The 23,097-nt window shown below is 61.8% G+C and carries 22 protein-coding genes and 1 pseudogene; 6 read left to right on the forward strand and 17 right to left on the reverse strand.

Annotated elements, in window-relative coordinates:
- Positions 1-69 precede the first annotated feature (69 nt).
- The 3 genes from msuE (at position 70) to H7A87_RS01705 (ending at position 2,875) form a co-directional block, all read left to right on the forward strand.
- Positions 70-663: an FMN reductase gene (gene msuE / locus H7A87_RS01695; RefSeq protein WP_164739280.1), complete on the forward strand. Its 594-nt coding sequence runs from the start codon at positions 70-72 to the stop codon at positions 661-663.
- A gap of 168 nt (positions 664-831) precedes the next feature.
- Positions 832-1,815 (forward strand): DUF1852 domain-containing protein, encoded by a 984-nt coding sequence (locus H7A87_RS01700; RefSeq protein ID WP_119129343.1) that lies wholly within the window; start codon positions 832-834, stop codon positions 1,813-1,815.
- Between the two features lie 28 nt (positions 1,816-1,843).
- Complete coding sequence (locus tag H7A87_RS01705; RefSeq protein WP_119129344.1) at positions 1,844-2,875, forward strand: methionine synthase; 1,032 nt, start codon at positions 1,844-1,846, stop codon at positions 2,873-2,875.
- Between the two features lie 152 nt (positions 2,876-3,027).
- On the opposite strand, the gene H7A87_RS01710 is transcribed toward H7A87_RS01705, so the two are convergent.
- Positions 3,028-4,467, reverse strand: coding sequence for an OprO/OprP family phosphate-selective porin (locus H7A87_RS01710; protein ID WP_119129345.1), 1,440 nt, complete (start codon positions 4,465-4,467; stop codon positions 3,028-3,030).
- Positions 4,468-5,002: 535 nt separating this feature from the next.
- A complete protein-coding gene (locus H7A87_RS01715) occupies positions 5,003-5,890 on the reverse strand; it encodes an SDR family oxidoreductase (protein WP_119129346.1) in 888 nt (295 codons plus the stop codon).
- A gap of 134 nt (positions 5,891-6,024) precedes the next feature.
- Here H7A87_RS01715 and H7A87_RS01720 point away from each other — a divergent pair, with 134 nt between their 5' ends.
- The 3 genes from H7A87_RS01720 (at position 6,025) to H7A87_RS01730 (ending at position 9,614) form a co-directional block, all read left to right on the forward strand.
- Positions 6,025-6,459, forward strand: coding sequence for a helix-turn-helix domain-containing protein (locus tag H7A87_RS01720; RefSeq protein WP_119129347.1), 435 nt, complete (start codon positions 6,025-6,027; stop codon positions 6,457-6,459).
- A 561-nt stretch (positions 6,460-7,020) separates the two neighbouring features.
- Positions 7,021-7,518: a hypothetical protein gene (locus H7A87_RS01725; protein WP_115675703.1), complete on the forward strand. Its 498-nt coding sequence runs from the start codon at positions 7,021-7,023 to the stop codon at positions 7,516-7,518.
- The gene (locus H7A87_RS01730; RefSeq protein WP_232087908.1) at positions 7,515-9,614 is read left to right on the forward strand and encodes a methyl-accepting chemotaxis protein; all 2,100 of its coding nucleotides are present in this window, start codon (positions 7,515-7,517) and stop codon (positions 9,612-9,614) included. Before H7A87_RS01725 ends, H7A87_RS01730 begins: the two co-directional genes overlap by 4 nt.
- A 213-nt stretch (positions 9,615-9,827) precedes the next feature.
- Here the strand turns inward: H7A87_RS01730 and H7A87_RS01735 are convergent, their stop codons facing one another.
- The 15 genes and pseudogenes from H7A87_RS01735 to ilvD form a co-directional block, all read right to left on the reverse strand.
- On the reverse strand, positions 9,828-10,166 hold the full coding sequence (locus H7A87_RS01735; protein WP_232087909.1) for a YfeK family protein: 339 nt from the start codon (positions 10,164-10,166) through the stop codon (positions 9,828-9,830).
- 202 nt (positions 10,167-10,368) lie between these two features.
- A complete protein-coding gene (locus tag H7A87_RS01740; RefSeq protein ID WP_180496860.1) occupies positions 10,369-10,551 on the reverse strand; it encodes a hypothetical protein in 183 nt (60 codons plus the stop codon).
- Positions 10,552-10,851: 300 nt separating this feature from the next.
- Positions 10,852-11,643: a hypothetical protein gene (locus tag H7A87_RS01745; protein WP_119129348.1), complete on the reverse strand. Its 792-nt coding sequence runs from the start codon at positions 11,641-11,643 to the stop codon at positions 10,852-10,854.
- 402 nt (positions 11,644-12,045) lie between these two features.
- Positions 12,046-12,438, reverse strand: a complete 393-nt coding sequence (locus H7A87_RS01750; protein WP_147421114.1) for a hypothetical protein — start codon at positions 12,436-12,438, stop codon at positions 12,046-12,048.
- Between the two features lie 57 nt (positions 12,439-12,495).
- Complete coding sequence (locus H7A87_RS01755; protein ID WP_119130262.1) at positions 12,496-12,825, reverse strand: hypothetical protein; 330 nt, start codon at positions 12,823-12,825, stop codon at positions 12,496-12,498.
- A 94-nt stretch (positions 12,826-12,919) separates the two neighbouring features.
- Positions 12,920-13,432, reverse strand: coding sequence for a hypothetical protein (locus tag H7A87_RS01760; RefSeq protein WP_147421115.1), 513 nt, complete (start codon positions 13,430-13,432; stop codon positions 12,920-12,922).
- A gap of 99 nt (positions 13,433-13,531) precedes the next feature.
- Positions 13,532-13,711: pseudogene (locus H7A87_RS01765) on the reverse strand (SymE family type I addiction module toxin); the annotation flags it as partial.
- Positions 13,712-13,733: 22 nt separating this feature from the next.
- A complete protein-coding gene (locus H7A87_RS01770) occupies positions 13,734-14,174 on the reverse strand; it encodes a DUF4265 domain-containing protein (RefSeq protein WP_119129352.1) in 441 nt (146 codons plus the stop codon).
- Positions 14,175-14,687: 513 nt separating this feature from the next.
- On the reverse strand, positions 14,688-15,146 hold the full coding sequence (locus H7A87_RS01775; RefSeq protein WP_147421116.1) for a hypothetical protein: 459 nt from the start codon (positions 15,144-15,146) through the stop codon (positions 14,688-14,690).
- A gap of 2,122 nt (positions 15,147-17,268) precedes the next feature.
- Positions 17,269-17,685: a hypothetical protein gene (locus H7A87_RS01780; protein WP_119129356.1), complete on the reverse strand. Its 417-nt coding sequence runs from the start codon at positions 17,683-17,685 to the stop codon at positions 17,269-17,271.
- 590 nt (positions 17,686-18,275) lie between these two features.
- Positions 18,276-18,722, reverse strand: a complete 447-nt coding sequence (locus tag H7A87_RS01790) for a hypothetical protein (protein ID WP_119129358.1) — start codon at positions 18,720-18,722, stop codon at positions 18,276-18,278.
- Positions 18,723-18,791: 69 nt separating this feature from the next.
- Positions 18,792-19,088, reverse strand: coding sequence for a hypothetical protein (locus tag H7A87_RS01795; protein WP_147421118.1), 297 nt, complete (start codon positions 19,086-19,088; stop codon positions 18,792-18,794).
- A gap of 504 nt (positions 19,089-19,592) precedes the next feature.
- A complete protein-coding gene (locus H7A87_RS01800) occupies positions 19,593-19,907 on the reverse strand; it encodes a DUF5076 domain-containing protein (protein WP_119129361.1) in 315 nt (104 codons plus the stop codon).
- Between the two features lie 57 nt (positions 19,908-19,964).
- Entirely contained in the window at positions 19,965-20,366 is a 402-nt protein-coding gene (locus H7A87_RS01805; RefSeq protein ID WP_119129362.1) for a hypothetical protein, read from the reverse strand.
- A gap of 602 nt (positions 20,367-20,968) precedes the next feature.
- Complete coding sequence (gene ilvD, locus H7A87_RS01810) at positions 20,969-22,807, reverse strand: dihydroxy-acid dehydratase (protein WP_119129364.1); 1,839 nt, start codon at positions 22,805-22,807, stop codon at positions 20,969-20,971.
- Positions 22,808-23,097 lie beyond the last annotated feature (290 nt).

Raw genomic sequence — 23,097 nt, forward strand, 5'->3', positions numbered from 1 at the left:
AATAACACCATTTTACTTCATTGAATGCGGGCCCTAGCATCGGGGTTCGTCGTTTCAGGTCAACCCCGCATGACTGTCAACGTGCCACATCCCCTCCGCGTCGTCGCGGTCTCCGGCGGGCTGCAGCGCCCCTCCAAGGCCGTCGCCCTGGCCGAGCACCTGCTGGGCCTGATCGCCGAGGCCGTGCCGTGCGAGCAACAGCTGGTCGAACTCGGGGCGCTGGCACCGCAGTTTGCCGGTGCAGTGTGGCGCTCGCAGCTGCCGGCAACGGTGGAGCAGGCACTGTCGGCGGTGGAGCAGGCCGACGTCGTGGTGGTGACCACGCCGGTCTATCGCGGCTCCTTCACCGGGCTGTTCAAGCACTTCTTCGACTTCATCCATCAGGATGCCTTGATCGACACGCCGGTGCTGCTGGCGGCAACCGGTGGCAGCGAGCGCCATGCATTGGTGATCGACCACCAGTTGCGGCCACTTTTCAGCTTCTTCCAGGCACGCACGTTGCCACTGGGCGTCTACGCCACCGACCGCGACTTCCTGGACTACCGCGTGCACAACGAGGCCCTGGCCGAGCGGGCCAGGCTGGCGGTGCAGCGGGCACTGCCGCTGATCGCATTGACGCGGCAGGCACGTGCCATCGCTGCAGAAGACGTGGCTGCGGCCTGAGGCCATCCAGCCCACGGCTGCTCGGCGGGCCGCCACACCCGTCGCCGGCCACAGGATCGGTGGGTGATTGTCCGCCGGTCCGGAGTGGCGGCATCCACCCGGCGGGTATCCATACCTGCGCCGAGACCTGCGCTCGTATTCAACTCGGAAACAAGGCGTCAGCTTGCAATGACTCAAGAATTCACCTTCAGCATCAACAGCGTCCGGTTTGACGAGGACTACCGTCCCGCGGCCAATACGCGCAACACGACCAACTTTGCCAACCTGGCCAGAGGGCAGCGTCGGCAGGAAAACCTGCGCAACACGCTTGCGATGATCGACAACCGCTGCAACGACCTGGCGCATTGGGATAACCCCGGGCGCGACCGCTACGCTGTCGAACTGGACATCATCTCGGTCCAGATGCACATCGATGCGCGCGAACGCAGCGATGCCTTTCCGCTGATCGAGATCCTGAAGCCCAGCATCCTCGACAAGACCACCGGCGCGCGCATCGAGGGCATTGCAGGGAACAACTTCTCCTCCTACGTGCGCGACTACGATTTCAGCGTGCTGCTGCCAGCGCACAATCAGGATGCGTCCGGCTTCAGCATCCCGGACGATTTCGGCAGCCTGCACGGAACGCTGTTCAAGCACTTCGTGGACTCGGACGCCTACACGGCGCGTTTCACCAAACCGCCGGTCATCTGCATCAGCGTCTCCACCAGCAGGCTCTATCATCGAACCGGAAACCGGCATCCCATCCTGGGCATCGAATACCGGCAGGACGACTTCTCCTTGACCGATCGGTATTTCGCCAAGATGGGCCTGCAGGTGCGCTATTTCATGCCGCCGAACAGCGTTGCCCCGCTGGCTTTTTACTTTATCGGCGACCTGCTCAACGACTACACCAACCTCGAGCTGATCGGCACCATCAGCACCATGGAAACGTTCCAGAAGATCTACCGGCCAGAGATCTACAACGCCAATTCCGCGGCAGGGGCCATCTACCAGCCGAGCCTGAAGCACCAGGATTATTCCGCTACCCAGATCGTCTACGACCGTGAAGAGCGCAGCCAGCTCGCGGTGACGCAGGGGAAATTCACCGAAGAGCACTTCATCAGGCCCTACGGGACGATGCTCGCGCAGTGGGCCTCCAGCCACGCTGTCTAACCAACAGGAACGCAAGACACCACTCATCATGAAAAAGCTGCTCCCCACATCTACCGCCGGTAGCCTGCCCAAGCCTTCCTGGCTCGCGCAGCCGGAAAAACTCTGGTCTCCCTGGAAGCTGCAGGACGCCGAACTGATCGAAGGCAAGCAGGACGCATTGCGCCTGTCGCTGCAGGAACAGCAGCATGCCGGCATCGATATCGTCAGTGATGGCGAGCAGACCCGCCAGCATTTCGTCACCACCTTCATCGAACACCTCAGTGGCGTCGATTTCGAAAAGCGCGAAACCGTCAGGATTCGCGATCGCTACGACGCCAGCGTGCCGACCGTGGTTGGCGCGGTCAGCCGCCCCAAGCCCGTCTTCGTGGACGATGCCAGGTTCCTGCGCCAGCAGACCCGGCAGCCGATCAAATGGGCGCTGCCCGGTCCCATGACGATGATCGACACCCTGTTTGATGCGCACTACAAAAGCCGCGAAAAGCTGGCATGGGAATTTGCCAAGATCCTCAATGAGGAAGCCAGGGAGCTCGAAGCGGCCGGCGTGGATATCATCCAGTTCGATGAGCCGGCCTTCAATGTCTTCTTCGACGAGGTCAACGACTGGGGGGTGGCCACCCTCGAACGCGCGGTCGAAGGGCTCAAGTGCGAGACCGCCGTCCATATCTGCTATGGCTACGGCATCAAGGCCAATACCGACTGGAAACAGACCCTGGGCTCGGAGTGGCGCCAGTATGAAGAGTCGTTTCCAAAGCTGCAGACATCGTCGATCGACATCATCTCGCTGGAGTGCCACAACTCGCACGTGCCGATCGATTTGATCGAACTGGTGCGCGGCAAGAAGGTGATGGTCGGGGCCATCGACGTGGCGAGCAATACCGTCGAAACACCGCAGGAGGTGGCCGAGACGCTGCGCAAGGCGCTTCGCTTTGTCGATGCCGACAAACTCTACCCGTCCACCAACTGCGGGATGGCGCCGCTTGCCCGGGACGTCGCAAGGGGCAAGCTCAAGGCGCTCAGTGCGGGCGCAGAGATCATTCGTGGAGAGCTGGCAGCCCGCTAGCACGCCGGTGCCGGCACTGGATCGGCGGTCAAGGCACCAGGGTCGAGGCGAGTACCATCCTGCCAGCGTAACGGCTAGCCACGACCGGTGAAGCAACAACGAACAAGCCGCCGCATGCGGGGGCTTGTTCGTTTTCCATCGGCGGGCAGGGGTCAGTAATTGACCTGCAGCTGCAGCCGCAGCAGGTCGCCTTCCACCACCGGATACGGCGCGGTGGTGACGTCGGTGCGCTTCATCTTGGAATAGGCGAACACCAGTTCCAGCGCATCCATCGGCTGCCACTCGACGCCGGCTTCCACTTCGTCCAGGCGCATGCGCGGCGCATTGGTATCGAACTTGGAGCCGCCGCGGTAGGTCTGCCACTTCAGGTACGGCAGCAAGGTGCCGTAGCTGCCATCGTGCTTGTACATCGCCTGCACATAGCCGCCGCTCAGCGAGCGGGTGCGGATGCGCCGCTGTTCCACATCCAGCTCCGGGCCACGGCCCACCGTCCACTCGGCCTGCAGGCCGAACGGCTGTGGGTAGTAGATGATGTGCGCGGCCACGCGCTGGTCGGTGTAGCCGTTCGGGTCGGTGATGGCCGGGGTGAAACTGCGTCCACCGATGTTGACCGCCGCCGCGGTCGGCACGAAGCGGCCGCTGTAGGCGTCGGCACCCACTTCCAGGTACTGGCCGTTGGCGAACTTGAACGGGTAGGTGGCGTGCACCACCGCATGCATGCTGTCGTTGCGCTCGGCGCGGTTGGCGCCCTGGCCGTTGTACACGCCGGCACCGATCACGCCGTAGTCGCCCGAGCCCTTCAAGCCTGACTTGACCAGGTCCTGGAAGCGGCCCTTGGCCACGGTGGGGCTGTAATAGAACACCGCACCGATATCGCGTTCGTCGCGCAGGCCGGAGTTGAGCGCGTCGGCGCGGTCCAGCGTGAGACGGTTCTGGCTGGACTGCAGGTTCTCCCAGCCATACGGCATCTTCGACTGGCCCACGCGCACGCGGTACTCGCGCTTCTTGTCGAAGTAGATGTCGGCATACGCATCGCGCAGCTGCGCGAAGTTGGAGGTGGTCGACCCGGTCGGCGTGCTCGCAAAGTCCGGCTGGAAGTACAGCGACACGTGCTCGTTGAGATCGCCGCTGAGCACCAGGCGCGCGCGGCGGATGCCCAGGCTCTGGTCGTTGCCGATAAAGCGGTCGCCGGGTGCGCGCAGATCCTGCGCGTCGCCGCCGATGCCCTGGTTGTAGCGGATCTGCGTGTAGCCGCGCAGGCTCAGTTTGTCGTACCACTTCTTGCCGGCTTCGCTGGCCTTGGCCGGCGCTGGTGCGGGCACAGGTGCGGCCTGGGCGATGGCGGTATCGGCTGGCACCGGCGCTGCAGGGGCGGGCGGCAATGCCGGGGCGGCCGGCATCGCCGACGCCGGCAGCTTGCCGTTCTCGTCCACCTGCACGAACTTGCCCAGCTTGTCGCGGCCCGGGGCCGGCTCGGCGAAGATCTGCTTGGTCTTGCGGTCCACGTACAGCTCCAGCTCGGCAGCCAGCGTGCTGCCACTGGCGGTCGCGCTGAGGGCGCACAGGACGGTGGCGAGATTGCGTTTTTTCATGGGTCCGGCTCGTGCAAGGGAAACGGGTCGGCGGCAGCATCAGGCCGGCGCTGCCCGGCGGGGCGGCGAACACGGCACCGGCACGCCACCAGGGCGACCGGTCGTCCTGACGGTGCGGCAATGCGTGCAGTTATATTTAGATTTGATGTCAGTTTGGTGACATTGGCGGCCTGCACAGCGCAAGGCTGTGTCAGCTGCGTGTCCGGCGCGTGTCAGTTGTGCGACGCACCGAAGGCGGGCCCATCGGCGCGCAGGTCGGGCGCCGGGGACCTGTGACGCCATGCTGGCATCAGGCCACGCAGGGCCACGCGGAGACGGTGAAGCAGGATGCGCGTGCCCGTGCAAGGCCGTAGCCGCACGCCGTACAGGGCCGCGGCGCGGCGGTTGCCTTCTCTCGCGAGCGGGCGAGGGGGCGGTGAATCAGAGCGGGGCGAAGGCGGGTCGTCGCCCGCCTTCGCCGGATCACTCAATGCCTGGCAGGTTGCCGGGCCAGTGCTGCTGCAGGGTGTCGAGCAGCGCGATGCCAGGGCTCGCCTCAGCCGGCCGGCGCCGCCTGCAACGCCGCCGCCACCGCATCGGGCAGCGACGTGGTCGGGCGGCCGATCAGCTGGCTCAGCGTGTGGCTGTCGTCGAACAGGCTGCCGCCACGGGAGGACGCCGAGCACTGCGCCAGCACCTGTGCGAAGGCGGCCGGCAGGCCGATCTGCACCAACGCCGCCGCGTAGTCGGCTTCGGGCAGGTCGTGGTAGGCCACCGGCTTGCCGGACTGCCGCGCCACCTCGGCGGCGTACTCGGCCATCGTGAAGGCGGTATCGCCGGCCAGCTCGTAGACCTTGCCGGCCTGCGGCGTGTCGGCGGCCAGCACCGCTGCGGCGGCCTCGGCATAGTCGGCGCGCGTGGCCGCGCTGATCCGGCCCTCGCCGGCGCTGCCGATCACCGCGCCATGCGCCACTTCGGCCGCGATCGAACCGGTGTAGTTCTCGGTGTACCAGCCATTGCGCAGCAGCACATGCGGCACGCCGCTGTCGCGCAGCAGCGCTTCGGTGGTGACATGCTCGGGTGCCAGCGACAGCGTGCTGGTATCGGCGTGCAGCACGCTGGTGTAGGCCAGCAGGTCCACGCCGGCGCGCTTGGCCGCCTCGATCACGTTGCGGTGCTGCGGCACGCGCTCGCCCACCGCGTTGGACGACACCAGCAGCACCCGGCCCACGCCCGCGAAGGCCTGGTCCAGGCTCTGCGGGTCCGCATAGTCGGCGCGACGCACGTTGATGTCGCGTTTTGCGAACTGCGCGAGTGACGCTGTATCGCGGGCCGTTGCTACGATCCGACCAGCCGGGACACGCGCCAGCAGTGCTTCGACCACCAATGCGCCCAGCTGCCCGCTGGCGCCGGTGACGAGGATCAGGGGGGAGGTGTGTGCCATGGTGAACTCCAGTAGGTATTGATAAGAGGTGTGGTCTACTATCTAGACTCTTGGTCCGCGCACCTATTGTCAGGGCCGTTCGAACCTCCGCAAGGAGGCAGTTTTCCACCCCCTGGTTACCGTGAGATATCCCAGTGAACGCGATTGCTCTGTTTCCACCGCCGCCGTCCCTGCAAGGCATGCCGTTCGATGCGACCAAGTGCCCGGTGCGCGACGTGCTCGATCAGATCGGCGACAAATGGACCATGTTGATCCTGCTGACGCTGATTCCCGGTCCCTCCCGCTTCAGCGCCATCCAGCGCGCCGTGCCGGACATCTCCAAGCGGATGCTGACCCAGACCCTGCGCAACCTCGAGCGCAACGGCATGATCACCCGCAAGGTCTACGCAACCAAGCCGCCCAGCGTGGAATATGCCTTGTCCAAGCTAGGCGTGGCGCTGCTCGACCCGATCTCGCAGCTGCTCAACTGGGCAGGCGAAAACCATGCCGCCATCCGCTCCGCACGCGAACGCTTCGATCGTGCCCAGCAGGCGGCGGTTACGCTGGATGCCGACGAAGCGATGGCATAGGCATCCGCCTGCCGTAATGAAGAGGAAGCTGGTGGCGCTGACTGCCGGGTGGGCCAGTCGGCGCGCTGCTTGATCGTCGGTGTGCGGGACAGGGATGCAGCAGTGGGCCGATGCCACGTTTGCCAAGGGCTGCCGTGCATTGGTGGCGCATCGGTCTTCGGTCCCTCAAGCGCGGGTCAGCCCCGGCGAGGGCGTGTCGTGCGCCGCTGCTGTCGACAGGCGCAGTCCGGCGCGTGATCCACACCACGGGTGAGGGCATCACGGCCGCCTTACGCCAACAGCGAGCTGCCGCGTTGGCCGCCGCGCACGTTGCCGCCGCCGTCTCTGCGGCACCGCCGGCACGCCGGTGTACCAATGGCACTGTGAAATGGTGCTCACAAAATCCCGCGCCGGATAAACGCCCGATGGCGCCACTATCAGGGCCGCAGCCCGCAAACCCTTGCGGCATCATGGGCCGGCCGCGCGCTATCACCGCCATCGCAAATTTCAATCGCACGCCTGCTCAAGCGCATGCACCGGTATCCGATAAGGGCTCACCTGATCTCGTGAATCCGCCCCGCCATGCCTGTCTTCGGCACCTTGTCCGCCTCAACGCGACGCACCCTGGGCGCTGCCCTGCTCGCGCTATGGTGCGGCTGGATCGCCGTGGCCTGGACCACGCCACCTGCGCACGCCAACGACGTGGCAAGTGCGTGGACGCAGGTCCAGGCCAGCCTGCCGGCCGCGCAGCAGACGCCGATGCTGATCGGCGTCGCAGGCGCCTGTGCGTGTAGCGATCTGGCCGCCGATCGCGCCTGGGCCGTGCTCAGCAGCGCGGTGCGCGCGCGTGGCGGGCAGGTGCGCATGCTCGACACCCCTGCATTGCGTGGCAGCGGCTATGCCGTGTGGCTGCTCGGCGCCGACGGCCAACCGCGCTATGCCGGCCCTGCAGACGGTGGCGCCGTGTGCGGCACGGCCGGCGCGGCGGAGTGGTCGCGCTGGTTACCCGATGTCCTGGCGCGCACCCCCGGTGCCGCGCTGGTGTCCCCTTGTCCTTGTGCCGTGGAGTCGCTGTCATGATGGAACTGTCCGCATCGGCACCGCCGACCTCCACCTACGCCACTCGCCTGGCGATCAAGGCCGACCGCTTGTTTCTGTGGCTGGCCGTGCTGCAGGGCATCGGCTCGCTGGGCCTGGCCTGGTACCAGGGCCAATGGACCACGTTTGTCGCCGTCACGCTGCCCAGCCTGTTGCTGATGGCCTGGCAAGTGCAGGCCAACCCCGGTACGCGCCTGACCCGCATCACCAATGCGCTGGTGCTGATGGCCCTGGTCGCGGCCACCATCCAGCAGGCGCATGGCCTGGTGGAAATGCACTTCGGTGTATTCGTGATCCTGGCGCTGCTGCTGTACTACCGCGACTGGCTGCCGGTGGTGGTCGCCGCAGGCGCCATCGCCGTGCATCACCTGGCGTTCTACTGGCTGCAATCGCGCGGCATGCCGGTGCAGGCGTTCACCGTCGGCAGCGGCTTCGGCATCGTGGTGCTGCATGCCGGCTATGTAATCGTCGAAACCGCCTTCGTCTGCGTGATGGCGATTCAACTGCGCCGCCAGGTCGACGCCCTCGACCACGAGGCCGAGGCACTGGTCGAACTGGCCGACACCCTGGCCACCGGCGCGACCTTGCCGCCAGCCATCCTGCAGCAGCCCTTCCGCAGCGGCTCGCTGGCGCAGGCGCTGGTGCGCATGAGCGTGCAGGTGGAAGAGCGCATCGCCCAACAGCAGCAACTGCTGCTGGAAAATCGCCGTATCCGCCTGGCGCTGGATGCATCGGCAATGGCCGTGGCCATCGTCGACGGGCAGGGCGCTGCCATCTATCGCAACCAGTCGTTCCAGCAACTGAGCACGCAGGTCGACCCACAGGTGCTGCACAGCGCACTGGCCGATGCGGTGCAGGCCGGGCATGACGCCGGCACCAGCAGGACGCGCGCGCTGGCGGCGCTGCAGCTGCAGGAAAACATCACCCCCGTTCGCGATCACGACGGCGCCTCGCTGGGCGTGGTGGTGGAGTGGCAGGACCGCACGCAGGACCTGGCATTGGAAGAACAGCTGGCCACCGTCATTGCACAGGCGACGCGTGGCGAGCTCGGCGCCCGTCTGCAGGGGCACGCCAGCAGCGGCACGCTCGGGCAGCTGGCCGAGGGCGTCAACCAGTTCCTCGCCATCACCGACGACAGCCTGCGGGACATGCGCCGCATGCTGGCGGCGATGTCGCGTGGTGATTTGTCGCAGCGCATCGACCGTCACTGCGAAGGCGTGTTCGAGCAGATGAAGCGCGACGCCAATGCCACCGCCGACGAGCTGGCGCGCATCATTGCGCAGATCCGCAGCTCCAGCACCGCGATCAATCACGCCGCCGGCCAGATCCTCACCCGCAACGATGCGCTGGAGCAGCAGGTGCAGCGGCAGTCGGCCACCCTGGGCCGTACCGCCACCCAGATGCAGGCCGTGCTCGGCACCATGCAGCAGCACACCGCGCAGGCGGCCGACGCCGACAAGCTCACCGCCGCCGCCTCCGAGGCCGCACGCAGTGGCGGCGACACCATGCACCAGGCGATGGGCACCATGCAGCAGATGGAACAGGCCTCGCGCCGCATCCAGGACATCGTCTCGGTCATCGACGGCATCGCCTTCCAGACCAATATCCTCGCCCTCAATGCCGCGGTCGAAGCCGCACGCGCCGGCGAAGAAGGCCGCGGCTTTGCCGTGGTCGCCGGCGAGGTGCGCGCGCTGGCATTGCGCTCGTCCACCGCCGCCAGCCAGATCAAGACCCTGATCGGCGAATCGGTCACGCATATGCAGGCCGGCGTGCAACAGGTGCGCCACGCAGGCGAAGGCATGCAGCACATCGTCGCCACCATCGGCCAGGTCAGCAGCACGCTCAGCAGGATCGCCACCGCCTCACAACAAGAGGCGGGCAGCATCGCGCAGGTGCATCACACCCTCGCCGGTGTGGATACGGACATGCGCGACGGCGTCACCCGCATGCAGGACGCCAGCGCCGCCGCACGCGCCATGGGCGACCATGCCGCGCAGCTGCAGGATGCAGTGAGTGCGTTTGTGGCCGACGAGCGCGATGGCAGCGCTGGTGCAGTGCAGCGGCTGCGCGTTGCCTGATCTACATCAGCATATCTTCGGCGCGCGATAGCACCACGCGTCATCTTGCCTGATCGCCTGAGCTGACGCCGGGTTTTTCCAAGGCCGATGGTGCAACCATCGCCTTCGGCCTGCCGGTCCACAGAAACTGTCCAGCGGCGTTGCCAGCGCCTACAACAGGCGGCGCTGCAAGGCAGATGCCGCAGCGCAGGGCCTGATGCTGACGCCTGCCGACTACTTGCGCAGCTCCCGCAGCTTGCCGGTGAACCAGGATTGGCTCGATACCGGCGTAGCATTGCCGCAACGCACCTGATACGGCTTGCCCGACATGCTGCTCTTGGTGGCGGCAAGTTCGATAAAGGACTCGGTGGACGTCACCAGCCCCTTCTTCTGCAAGTAGTCGTACTTGCGCTGCAGATGTTCGCTGGCTTTCGGCGCCGCGTACCACGACCCATTGCGCGAAAATTCGCAGTTGGATTGTTCAAGGACCCTGAAAAGCTGACCGACCTCGCGCGTGGTGGCGGGCGAAATCCCTTGGGCTGAAACCGATGCACAGACACCGAGCAGGAACACTGCAAGACACGATCTAATATTCATCGGCGAATGGTAGCGCATGAAAGTGCCTTGCCGACCGGCATCGAGGGGCGGTATCGAAACAGCTGCGGATCCGCTGCCAAGGCCGCATTTCACAGCGGTTACCAGACGGTATCAAGGTCGGCCCCAGCGGCACAGCGCCATCGGCCTAGCGACATGCCCCTGTCAACTCATGCAGGCGTCAGATGGCCCCACGCCGGCGCGCCAAGGCAATGCCGAACACGGAGCCAAGCGAGAGACCCAGGCCGATGCCTTGAGCTAGGTTGCCCATTGCTCCCCCGAGGGCCGCCCCAAGGCCTGCGCCGATGGCAATGCTGGCGCCGACCAATTTGGAATAGAGCTTGGTATCTGCTGGTTTCAACATGAGCATTCCTTCGTTGATGGTTGAACCGATCCGCCTGGCGATGGCCCTGCACTGCGCAGGCGGTCACTGACACACACCACGGCCTTGATTTTAATGCCTTGGACTCGCGTTGCAACACAGGAGCCTGCGCGCTGGGTCAGCGGCAGCGTGACGTCACGACATCCAAAAGGCCGATGTTTTACAGCAAGCGACGCGTCATTAGACGCCCGCTCAAGCGGGTGCAGAACTGTTAGGGAAGCGTTATCTAGCGAGCAAGGCCAGACCAGCAGCAACGCAACAATGGAGTTATCAGGAAGGATGCTAGACATCCGCCGGCGCGTATCGCAACAGCGTCGAACCCTCGAAGTAATTCCCGTAATACTCGCCCGCCCGCAAACCCGGGTTCGCCTCAAAATCGATGTAAGGCTCGGAGCAATGCGGGCAGCGGAAGGGATTGAGGTAGGCGTAGCGCGACCCATCCGGCGCCAACGGCAGTGCATCTTCCAGCGCAGCAAGCGCTTCGGTATCCGGATCGGACAGCGCTGCAGGGCTGCCAGGCAGATGGCTGCCGACCGTGATGGTGTAGTTGCCAGACCCCGAGTAGAAGTATCCCGCGTTGCTAAAGCCGGCGTGGTAGGAGCGGATCAGGAACGAACGCTTGCAATGGTCGCATTCGCAGGAAAGCACCACGTTGCTATTTGTGACCAAGCCGTTGAAGTGCAGCCCCCTGGCAAACAGCCCCTTGCCTGCAAGGGCGGAACTGTTGACGCTGGCACCCGGCAGGAAGAACGGCTGAAACCTGATCCCGGATGCCTTGCCGGTCGCAAATGCGTCCGGATCGAGCTGCTCGGTCTGCGAAATGACGCAGTCCGCCTGGCACCCGAGGTTGGGATGTACGCGAACCGAGAAGTGGAACCACCCGGTCGCAGTACCAAGTTCATGCCGGTGCACCTCCCCCGCCGAGTCGGCAAACTCCAGGATGCTATTGGCCTTCAACCACGCAGAAGGCTTGATCTCGCACGGAACATTGCTCTCGGTAACGCGGCACAACTCTCGCCCATCGGCGCGAACGATCAGTAATGGAGCAGCTTTCTTCTTGAAGATGGAGAACATGCTTTCCTTGGCGGTAAGGCGTGACTAGGAGATCGGATCGCTGGGCGACTGGACAGATTTTAAGGCTTTAGCTTCGCCTGCGGCGAGTCAAGGACCATGCCCATGAGAAGAGCAAGCAGACGCCGAAGAGCGTAAGCAGAAAAGCGGCAAGCCCCGCCCAGGACATGCCGAACAGCCAAAGGCCAGAATGACACGCGACCGGGTCTCTTGCGGTGGAGGCAAAAGTGGCGCAGGGCGAAAGAGTTTTGGTGTGATGCCACCAGGTGAGCGTAACGGAAGCACCGAAGACCACCAGTAGCGCAGCCAATCGCCGAAGCGCGCGATATCCAACTGACGTCTTTGTTGATTTCGGATGTGTGCACATGTGCAGAGCGGCCTAACGCCTAAATGAGGTGTTGGGCCCTACCACCCCTGAGCCTGCGCAAATGATTCAAGTTGTTGCTGAACCTTGGCAGCTAGCTCCGGTGAGGTGTAGAACGCAAGGTCAGGGGCGTCCACATCATCCTTGAACGCAACCACCACCAAGCGCTGGCGTTTACCATTTAAGGTGGCCGAGAACTCCCAGCTGCTCATTGTCTCAACCGGCAACGCATCGATTGATTCTTTGAGTGCGTCGGCGTCTAGATTGGTACTGACAGAGCCAGACAACTCATGCAGGAATGGTCCAACTCCATCCTGATCGAAGCTCATGGAAGCCTCAGAGAGACCAGAGACATCAATTGTCGGAGTGGATGCCGAGCAGGCTACGCCTGATGCGAAGAGGAGAGAAGCAAGGGCTGCAATGATCTTTCTCATAGAGCCTGATCGCCAGGTCAAGCCGACCCGCGACGTGGTTCCGGCTTGAGTGAATTCTCAGGCCGCATGCCGATACGTCACGGCTGCAAACCAAATGATTGCTGCAAGCGCAAGCATGACGACCCATCCTGATCTTTGATGGAACGGCACTGGGTTGCACCCGATCTGCGCTTCTGCCGCCGAAGCGTTAACAACCCAGCCGTGGGAGCAAACAGGACAACTGAGCTGGTACTGCTTGGAGATGACCCACCCGAAGAGATGGTAGAAGTGTCCGTACTTGTACTTGAGACGCAGTGTGAAGTCCTGCTTCTGCTCGCACCTCTGGCAGTACTCATGTTCTGCCAGGTCGAAGGTCAGCACCCGCTCGCCCCATCCCCAAAGAATCATCTGTCTCTCTCGAAATATCTCTAGTTGGTCTAACAACTGGATTAAGCCAGCCCGCGAAGTGGATCCGGCTTGAATGAATTGCCGGGTGTCGCCACTAGTCACTGCTCCCAGCGCAGCCAGAGTCCCCCGCATCGCAACCGGGAAAACCAATGTCCTGACCACCCGATGCGCCACCATCGGATGACAGATAGAACGGGTCACTTGTATCGGACGATGTGGAGCCAGCTGCCTGAGAAGAAGCAAATGCCGCACAAACCACCGCGCCAATGACTGGAACAAGCCAGATGACAGCAACTTGCAATGCGCGTTGTGATGGCGACAGCGTCGAAACGCGAAGCACTGCAACCGATGCGACGATATTGCCAAGAGCAAGTACCGCACCCAATAGAAGCATCAACTCCATCCCAACCTCCAAAGTCGCCTGACCATTACTGGGGCTGCCCGTGTGCGGTGTGAAAACAATCCTCGCCGAGTCGTCCATGGCCGTCAATTGCTGCAGCGTTTGCGGCAAACGTTCGTTATGCCAGCGCGGCTGCCCATGACCGTGTGCTATGCCGTAGTCGAGTTGTTCCAACGTGAGATGCAGGACGACGGTTTGGTGCTCCATCTTTGTCCTGCACGAGGAGCGGCGAGCACGCCGGGCGTGGTAATAAAATGCATTGCACTCGATGCGGGCTTGGGCATGTGTGCTGCATGGCTCACCCGCCTAGTCCTTGGGCGCCACGGTCACGACCAGCTCACCGTTGCGCATGCGGATGTCGAGCTTGCTGCCGATGGTGAAGCCCAGTTGTTCCAGCCAGCGGACGCGTAGGCGCAGCGTTGGGATGCGTTGGTGGCTGTCGGGGTAGTAGCCGTAGCCGACGGTGCAGCGTTGCGGGGCGCGTGGGTGGCCCCTCATGGAACGGGTCTCACTGGCGCCTCCAAACCGGAAATGCAAGATCAAATCCTGTGTTATCGGCGAGGTCCAAAAGAGCACTCAATTCTGCCTCTGGAACGTGAGGTGGGACATCAATCGCATGAATCGAGAATCTCTGCAGGCTTTCGATTGAACAGCCAAGCCGCCCAAGCTGTGACAGTACTGGGCCAGCGTCTTCTTGAATGCTGTTGAGAAGCCAGATGAGGGAATGTCCGGAGGACTGAGTGACCTCAAACTCAAAGATGTGGTTGTTGACTGGATCAGGCTCAGCCTTAAAGATATCGCCAACTGCCACGCCTTTGATAAAAAATGGCGCATTTTTCAACTGGAATGCAGTCCCAACGCTTTTACACCAGACTGCCTCGCTAGAGACAGGTGGCCAATCGCCATCTGTCTGAAGCGCAAACTGAAGCTTGCGAGTAAGATCGGTCATGCGCCTTATACCTGAATTAAGCCGCGACGCGAAGCTGCGTCTGTTTGAATGAAGTGGTAGGTGCCACCCACTTACGGCACATAGACCAGATGAACTTTAACCGAGAAAGCAGCGTCGGTAACCTGGGCATGGAGCACTAGGTCACCCCGACCCTCTTCTTGGGTCCACAGGTCGACAAGCACGTCCCAGTTGCTACCGGTCCAGATACAAACAGAAGAACCCCAAGTCTCATCCGGGAGCGCCGTCAATGTGGCGCCATAGCTATGGATGCTGCGTTGAATCTGAGTGGCCGTCTGACTTGAGATTGGCTCGACTCCTGGAATTCCTCCGAGACGATAGTCGGCAGTGGCGAAGGCAGCTACGACATCCCGAAATACCTGCCGCCAATGATTTGGGACTGATCGTTGTTCGCTTTCGCCCCTCATGCTGCAATCACTGAGGTGCGGCGCCTGACACTTGAATATGCCAAGCCTGGGAGTGGGTTCGACTTGAATGAATCACCGGGCCGGGGGCCTATGGATGCGTAGCGTGGTAGATGCGAAGAGCTTCATCCTTGTCGCTAACAGGACGCATGAAAACGCCGGGCTTTATGCCAACAAAGTTTTTTTGAAGGAGCGCAAGTCGCGCCGTCGTATCGCCGGCGTGTGCATCAGTAATTTGCCCAAGATTGTAGTGCAGATGACTGGCCAGCGGAACCGCCAGAACTTTCGGTACAGAAGCCGCATTCGTGATAAGAACCTCGTCAACCGCAACGAGTAGCCTGATGGTGTTCTTGAGCCCAGGGCCAGTCATTGCTTTCCTGTCCCGAATGGGTCTGCCCCGGCCGTCGATCATGTCAACGCCGGTAACGCGGCCAATCAAGATGTGATCAGCCCCTTGCGCCATTTCCTCAAGCGTGGCCTCGAAGGGAACTCCTGCGAAGGAAGTTGCTGGAATGAGTGTGGCAAGTAGAACTAGCAGTATGCGTCGCATGCTTTCCCCGAGTTTGACCCTTGAGTCAAGCCGCACCGCAGAGCGGCATCGGCTTGATGGAGTTGTTAATCCGCTGACCCGCCAGTGTCATGCCTACATCAACGGATACGCGAACGAAGATTGTCTTGTTCATGTAGTTGCTGCCGTACACCCGGAACACCTTAGGGAACTGTCCGACGCCTGAGCCAACCTCGATTTCACAACAGTCCGGATGCTTCAGAGTCATTGGGCCGCAGTCACTTCTCCGGGCCGACTGGATCTCATCCAGCCGCAACCAGGACAGCTCCGTTTGATTGTCAGAGCAAGCCCCGATACAAGAGTACTGAAATTGTTGTCTCGCGAAAGGGCCTCTGCCTGCGATGGCCTCGACGTAAAGAGCGATATCCCTTGCTGCGTCGTGATCAGGAGCAGGGAAATAGTTGCGGGTCGACGTGACGGCTGAACAAATCTGCCAAAACTCGTCATAAGCGCGCGCATGTTGCCTCCTGCGGCCTAACGGTTGAAGTAAAGTGCCGCAAAGTTTGGATGGTACGACTATGCTCCCCAGCACTGCCGCCTGGACGGAGTCTGCCATAGTTTGCGAGACGGAGCCTGCCCAGCGGTACGGCGGCACCTGATGCCACCTAATCCAAGAGCAATGAGTGGAGTGTGGCGATAAGGGCGCGGGCAAATCGCCGAATTTATCGCAACCAGCAATGGTGGCGACTAAGCACCGTTGCCGGCCGCTGCCAGCGAATCTACCGAGGCCGAAGTCACCAACTGATGTGCTGCACCATCGGCTAGAGCTTGAGCCAAGGCGCACCGCAAAGCGGCATCAGCTTGAATGACCTGCTAGGGCCTCACGCCGCTGGCCCTCGAGACTCCACCGCGGCGAGTAGTTGCATCACTCGATGCGTGGCCTGATCCAAAGGACCGCCGCTGTAGCCAAGTTCCTGTGCTTGGCCCAATAGCGAGTGGGCCTCGTCGGATGCACCACGGGCGGCAGCCGCGGCCGCCAAGTTGGCATACGGAATCGGGTACAGATGGTCTAGCGCCAATGAGTGTCTCCACGCAGCTTGCGCCTGCTCAAGCTCACCTAGCGCCGCGTGAGCTGCTCCGAGGTTGTTGGTGACCATGGCAGCGAGGCTTGGAGTGTACGTAGACCAACCCAGCCATAGCGCGAGACGCCGCCACGGCTGGGCCTGGAGCTGACTGAGCTGGTAATGAAAGTGGCGGAACGCTTCCTCAGGCTTGCCGTGGGCGAGTGCGCGCTGTCCTCGAAACAGCGGCCGCAATAGCAAGCCCTGAAGCCTGCCAGGCATGAAAAGGAGGAGGCCGGCCGCAAGTAATGCAGAGCTGGATCCGCCTGCCGCACGGACCGCAACATAGGTTAGCGCGCCCAGCCCCCCAAATATGAGAACATAAACTGTTCTGTATCTAGCGACGCGAGACATGCTGGTAAGCCCTGACGTTTGGATTGAGCCGAGCTGCGAAGCGGTTTCGGCTTGAATGAACTGTTAGAGGGCTAACCAAGCAATCCTCTGTTGAAAAGCTCCTGCGCGCGTGTCAGCTGCGCCCTTACCTTCTGTGTGCAGAATAAAGCAGAGCGTGCGCCGCGCAGTCGTTCTCAATTAGCAACCTGAATCTTGGCGTGTGGTGAGCGAAAGCACTCCTGCCCGATTTGTCACGCCACTTATAGATCTCATCCCAGAACAGGCCGGCTTGTCGCTCAGAGCCAACAAGCCTAAGCAGGGACTCAGTGAACAGATTGTCGCAGCTCTTCAAGGTGCTTTGCACCTGGGGAGGCTCATGAGACAACATAAGCTGTAGTTGCTCAATCTCTCGGCTGAGGGGAAGAGGTTACGGCTCTGCTCCACGTGCATGAGCAGCTCAGACTTATCTCTCTCAAATGCGACGAGAGTTGACTCAAACTCATGCACCCCGACGGAGTGCGTAGGCTCTGTAGCTAATATAGGCAGATGCCACACTGACAATTAGTGAAAGACCTGCGATGACATCAGAACTGTCCATAGCCCTCTAGCATCGGAGCTGGCCGGCAGGCAACGGCATTGCGCCACAAAGCGCACGCTCGCCAGCAGGCCTTGTGGCGCAATGCCGTTGCCTGCCCGGGTCAAACGACCTGTTAGGCCTCACGAATGCCGCCGACGTTGGTGAGGAGCGTCTCAAGATCGCTTAGGAGGCCTGGAATGTAGCTCTGATCTGCCTCGAAGCGACCAGACAGTTGGGTTGGCACTCCACCAGGGCGTTCGCTCTCTAGCCAGTAATTTCCAACGATGCTTCCCAGACGATCGATCGTGAGAACGATCTTAATGTCGGGCTCAGCTGACGCCAGAGCAGCGGTGCCAGGTTGGCCAAAATTCTTGTACAGCAAGCTGAGTTCTGATTCGAACGCCACTATATCGTCGGTTTGGAGCCACGCATCAAAACTTCCCTCGAAACCGGTGGTCCGAGCGGAGACGTTCACGCGGAACCAGCCCTCATCGGATGCGGCGCTCCGTGGTTTGAGTTCCAGGTCAAGGCCGTGGGCACTGATCTTCATTATGCCTAGCACCTAAGTTAAGCCGCGCCGCGAAGCGGCGTCGGATTGGATGAATAGTTAAGTGAGCGGTAGAGCCATAATGTGCTGCGGCCCGCGCGAACCACCCAAGCGCAGCTTGCCATTATCGACAAAGCCACACTTGCGATACAGGGACGCTGCTGCCGTGTTCCGAAAGCTTACCATTAAGAATATCAGTCTTGCCTTTACTCGTTGGGCCTGGAGATATGTGGAAAGATTATGGAGTTCGCGCCTCGCCAAGCCTTTACCCTGGTAGTTGCTAGCAATAAAGAAATGACCTTAGTCCGACCGACCCGGCATCCGCAAATGCATAACGTGTCGGATAGTCGAGATCTATTATGAAGAAGCCGGCTGGTGCTCCCTGGTTTAGTATCACGTGGCTTGTCACGCGCTCGGAAAGGTCTGCGCGTGTAGATTCGAATGTGCCGATGATATCTCACTGGTTGTCTTCTACGTCTAGGGTGAAAACGCCGACAGACAGGTCTTCGGTAAGCGGCACGATTAAGTTCATCTGGGTTACCTAATGCCTGAATTAAGCCGACCCGCGAAGCGGGTTCGGCTTGGATGAATTGTTAGGCCGCAAGCTGACGCAGTCTGCCCCACGACTGGCAAAGCCCCGCGAGGTGCACCAGACCGATGGCGAGACAGATCGCCGAGCTCACGACCCAGACGGTGAGGCTGTTGCCAGGGAAGTAGGCCATGACCGGGACGAACGCTACACCGCGAACGATGTAAATGCCTGTGACCGCCGTAAGGACTGTTCGACGTAGCGGAAACGGCCGGAATACGCCCGCGGCCGAGAGCGCGTACGCTCCCCAAGTGGTCAAGACGGCGGCGATTGCGAGCGTGACCACTGTGGGATACCAGCTGCCTTCAGCGTGAAGATGCGCCATCTGCTCTCCGGCGCCCAAGAGGCGAAACAGTGGCGCGCCCACTACTAAGCACGCAAGATGTATCAGTGTTGCAGCGCCACTCAATGCGCCGCCGACGATGAGGAGCTTGTTGGTTGGGCCTTCCACGCGGTCTCCCTTGCGACCTAACGCCTGAATTAAGCCGCGTCGCTGAGCGGATTCGGCTTGAATGAATTATTAGGGCCCATCCGTGATGCTCCCGACGGGCCGACGGCGAACCCACCATACGACAGCAAAGAATAACGCAGACGCCAAGAATGCAAGAGCGGGAACTATGAGCAGGCCGTTCTGCTCGTGATAGACAACTAAGTTACGCCCGTCGAAATAGCGCCCCTCCTCGTTGAAAAGGCAGCGATATGGCCAATAGAACGAAAAGTAGAAGAAGCCAAAGAGGGTCGCCAAAGTACCCGAGATCAGGGCTATCGCCAACAGTAAAGCTTGTGGGATGCGGCGATGGCGTTGCTTGGGGCTCAAGAATCCCTCCTGTGGGGTGTAGCGTTGGAATTAAGCCGACCCGCGAAGCGTGTTCGGCTTGAATGAAGTGTTCAGCGGCAGCTTACCGCCGACTGGCACGACTAGCCCCCTGAAAAAGCACGGCCAGGTCCGAGCTGGACATCTTGCTGAGACTGTCATACGCGGGTTTGGTGGCGGACTCGGTCCCAGTACCTTCGCCGTACAGCCTAATGCCACCGTTACCGTCCGGCGCGAGGATAAAGAAGAACGGAGTAGCGGGATTGGGCGTGTCGGCAGTGATCACTACGGAACGGCCATCGGTGCAGCCATACACCAGCCAGTCATTGCCTCCGAACTGCTTCAAGGCCGGTCCAATGTTGCATTGAAGCGCGGGTTACTCAGTGGCAGGCACAGTCGACGAGCTAGCAGCGAGAAGTGCGATAAATAGAGTTGCGATCATGTCTGCTCTGCCGCCTAACGCCTGGTTGAGCCGACCCGCGAAGAGGGTTCGGCTTAAATGACTTGTTAGCTGCAATCTTTAAGGCTGCCCGAGATGTCTTTGCGGAACTGTCCGAGCGACAGATTACACCTGGCAATGATCTCTTGCTCTAGCACCGCCGGATTTTGGTCGTAGCGGAGTGAGAGAGCTTTGGCCAAATGCTTGACCGTATCAGCCAGAATGTCTCCCCAAGCAGTCGTCTCTCCAGCACTCTCCTCTGGTGGATAAAGGCCAATATTGAGGGATACCAAAAGATCTTGCCGTGTTACCCAAATCCGTGCCACCTCAAAGGCATCCAAGTCCTCGGCAGCCCCATCTGGAAGTGGAAGTTCTCTTTTCATTGCATTTAACGCCTGAATTAAGCTGGCCCGCAAAGCGGGTCTGACTTGAATGAATTGCTAGGTACCGCCGACGCCTACAATAATGCAGATTGCCGGTGTGGTTAGGAACCAAACAACTGGTAGCCAGACGAGCTTACGTGCCCGAAGCCACAGCGGTTTGAGGTGGGGCGGGATAGTAGACGACGGTCGTGCGATCCAGCCCAGCTCACGAAAATTGTTGTGGCAGCCAGGACCAAGCCCAGGAAATTGCGTGAGGTGTTCCCAGGTGGCTCGATCAACAGCCAGAAGATCTCGACGAAAGCGGATGTTGAGTAGGGTGCCAGCTCCGCCGGCAAGTGCAAGACTACCCACGATATAGAGCGTGGTCAGCCACTCTCGTGGACCGACCACACCGAAACGCAGGAAAAGAACCAGAGCTGCAAAAATTCCCCATGCAACAAATAGCCATCGAACTTTCATGCGGTGCCTGTCGCCTGAATTAAGCCGTGCCGCGAAGCGGGTTCGGCTTGAATGAATTATTAGGCTGCAAGGCACCATTCCCCGCGCTTTGAAACCTCAGCGGCTTGAACAACTTTGCGCTCTCGCAAGCGGGTGCACGCCCAGCGCATGTCGTACTGCCATGTAAAGAAAAGTTCGCCTGATGCGCGTAGATCTTTCTCGTAGTGCGTCCAGATATGCTCTGCAACCTGCACGATGCTAGCTGACCCAGCGTGGGCTTTCAGCGCTGCAATGACCCAGTCTTGTAGATCTTCCCGCTTTGCCATCAGTTTCCCCTGATCTTGATTTGCAGCCTAACGTCTACTGGACCGCCTAAACGCGGTGGTCCACCCAGTATCCGCAATCTACGGACGCGTGGGAATAGGCTCTTCCTAATGAATATCAATCGCTTACCTGATGGCTTGGACCACGCCCAAGGTCGATGCTGGTGGTGCTACCCAACTATGTGAGGCAGCGATACCTGCAGTGGGCGCTTGCTGCCTTGGGGGGTAGGGTCGGCCCGTTGCCGGTGCGCTGGACGCATGCGTCCGAAGAGCCGGCGCTGGTGCTATCGCTGCTATCGCTTACCCGTCCAACAGCGCCTTATCCCGCACCGCACCCTTGTCCGCGCTGGTCGCCAGCAACGCATACGCCTTCAGCGCCGTGGTGACCTTGCGTGGGCGCACCTCCACCGGCTTCCAGCCCTTGGCATCCTGCTCGGTGCGACGCAGGGCAAGTTCCTCGTCCGAGATCAGTAGGTTGATCGAACGATTCGGGATATCGATCAGGATCTTGTCGCCGTCGCGTACCAGCCCGATCGCGCCGCCTGCGGCGGCTTCCGGCGAGGCGTGGCCGATCGACAGGCCCGAGGTGCCGCCGGAGAAGCGGCCGTCAGTGAGCAGGGCGCATTGCTTGCCCAGGCCCTTGGACTTGAGATAGCTGGTGGGGTAGAGCATTTCCTGCATGCCGGGGCCGCCCTTGGGGCCTTCGTAGCGGATCACCACGATATCGCCGGCCTTCACTTCGTCGGCGAGGATGCCCTTGACCGCCGAATCCTGGCTCTCAAAGACACGCACATTGCCTTCGAACACGTGGATGGATTCGTCCACGCCTGCGGTCTTCACCACGCAGCCGTCGCGGGCGATATTGCCGTACAGCACGGCCAGGCCGCCTTCCTGCGAGAAGGCGTGGGCGACATCGCGGATGCAGCCTTCGCTGCGGTCGGTATCCAGGCTGTCCCAGCGTGTGGCCTGGCTGAAGGCAATCTGCGTGGGGATGCCGGCCGGGCCGGCCTTGTAGAACGTGTGCACCGTTTCCGTGTCGGTCTGGGTGACGTCCCACTGCGCGATGGCATCGGCCAGCGTGCGTGCGTGCACTGTAGCGGCGTTGGTATGCAGCAAACCGCCGCGTGCCAGCTCGCCGAGGATGGCCATGATGCCGCCGGCGCGATGCACGTCCTCGATGTGGTACTTGGGCGTGTTCGGCGCCACCTTGCACAGCTGCGGCACGCGTTTGGACAGGCGGTCGATGTCGCGCATGCCGAATGGCACCTCGCCTTCCTGCGCCGCTGCAAGCAGATGCAGGATGGTGTTGGTCGAACCACCCATGGCGATGTCCAGCGTCATCGCATTCTCGAACGCTTCGAAGGTGGCGATGCCGCGCGGCAGGGCGGTGGGATCTTCGCCGCCGTACCAGCGATGGCACAGCTCCACCGCCACGCGTCCGGCGCGCAGGAACAGCTGCTCGCGGTCGGCGTGCGTGGCCACCACGGTGCCGTTGCCGGGCAACGACAGGCCCAGCGCTTCGGTCAGGCAGTTCATCGAGTTGGCGGTGAACATGCCCGAGCACGAGCCGCAGGTGGGGCAGGCGCTGCGCTCGAACTCGGCCACCTTTTCGTCGGAGGCGCTGTCGTCGGCGGCGATCACCATCGCGTCGATCAGGTCGAGCTTGTGCTCGGCCAGCTTGGTCTTGCCGGCTTCCATCGGCCCGCCGGAGACGAACACGGTGGGGATGTTGAGCCGCAGCGCGGCCATCAACATGCCGGGGGTGATCTTGTCGCAGTTGGAAATGCACACCAGCGCGTCGGCGCAATGCGCGTTGACCATGTACTCGACCGAGTCGGCGATGATCTCGCGGCTGGGCAGCGAATACAGCATGCCGTCGTGGCCCATGGCGATGCCGTCGTCCACGGCGATGGTGTCGAACTCCTTGGCCACGCCGCCGACGCGTTCGATCTCGCGCGCGACCAGCTGGCCGAGATCCTTCAGGTGCACGTGCCCGGGCACGAACTGGGTGAACGAGTTGGCGATGGCGATGATGGGCTTGTGGAAGTCGCCATCGCGCATGCCGGTGGCGCGCCACAGTGCGCGGGCGCCGGCCATGTTGCGGCCGTGGGTGGAGGTCTTGGAGCGGTACTCGGGCATGGCGAAGTCGACGGCTGATTGGCGAGCGGTGGCTGGCAATTAGACCGCGTCGCAACTGTTGCTGCTGCAACGGTCGCGGCGCGTTCCGGTGATCTGGCACGGTAGCACGCGGGCGCATGCACGCCGTGCTGGCGGGCGGGCGAGGGCATCGTGCGCAGCGCACGCGGAAATGCAGCAGCGCCGGCCGGCACTGCACGTGAACACGCGCCCCGGCTCCCGCTGCATCACGTCGTCGACCCGGCATGTAATGCGATGTAAACGTATGCGGGCGCGCATGCAGTGCCCGGAGT

This window comes from Xanthomonas sp. CPBF 426 (genome assembly GCF_903989465.1).
Lineage (GTDB): Bacteria > Pseudomonadota > Gammaproteobacteria > Xanthomonadales > Xanthomonadaceae > Xanthomonas > Xanthomonas euroxanthea.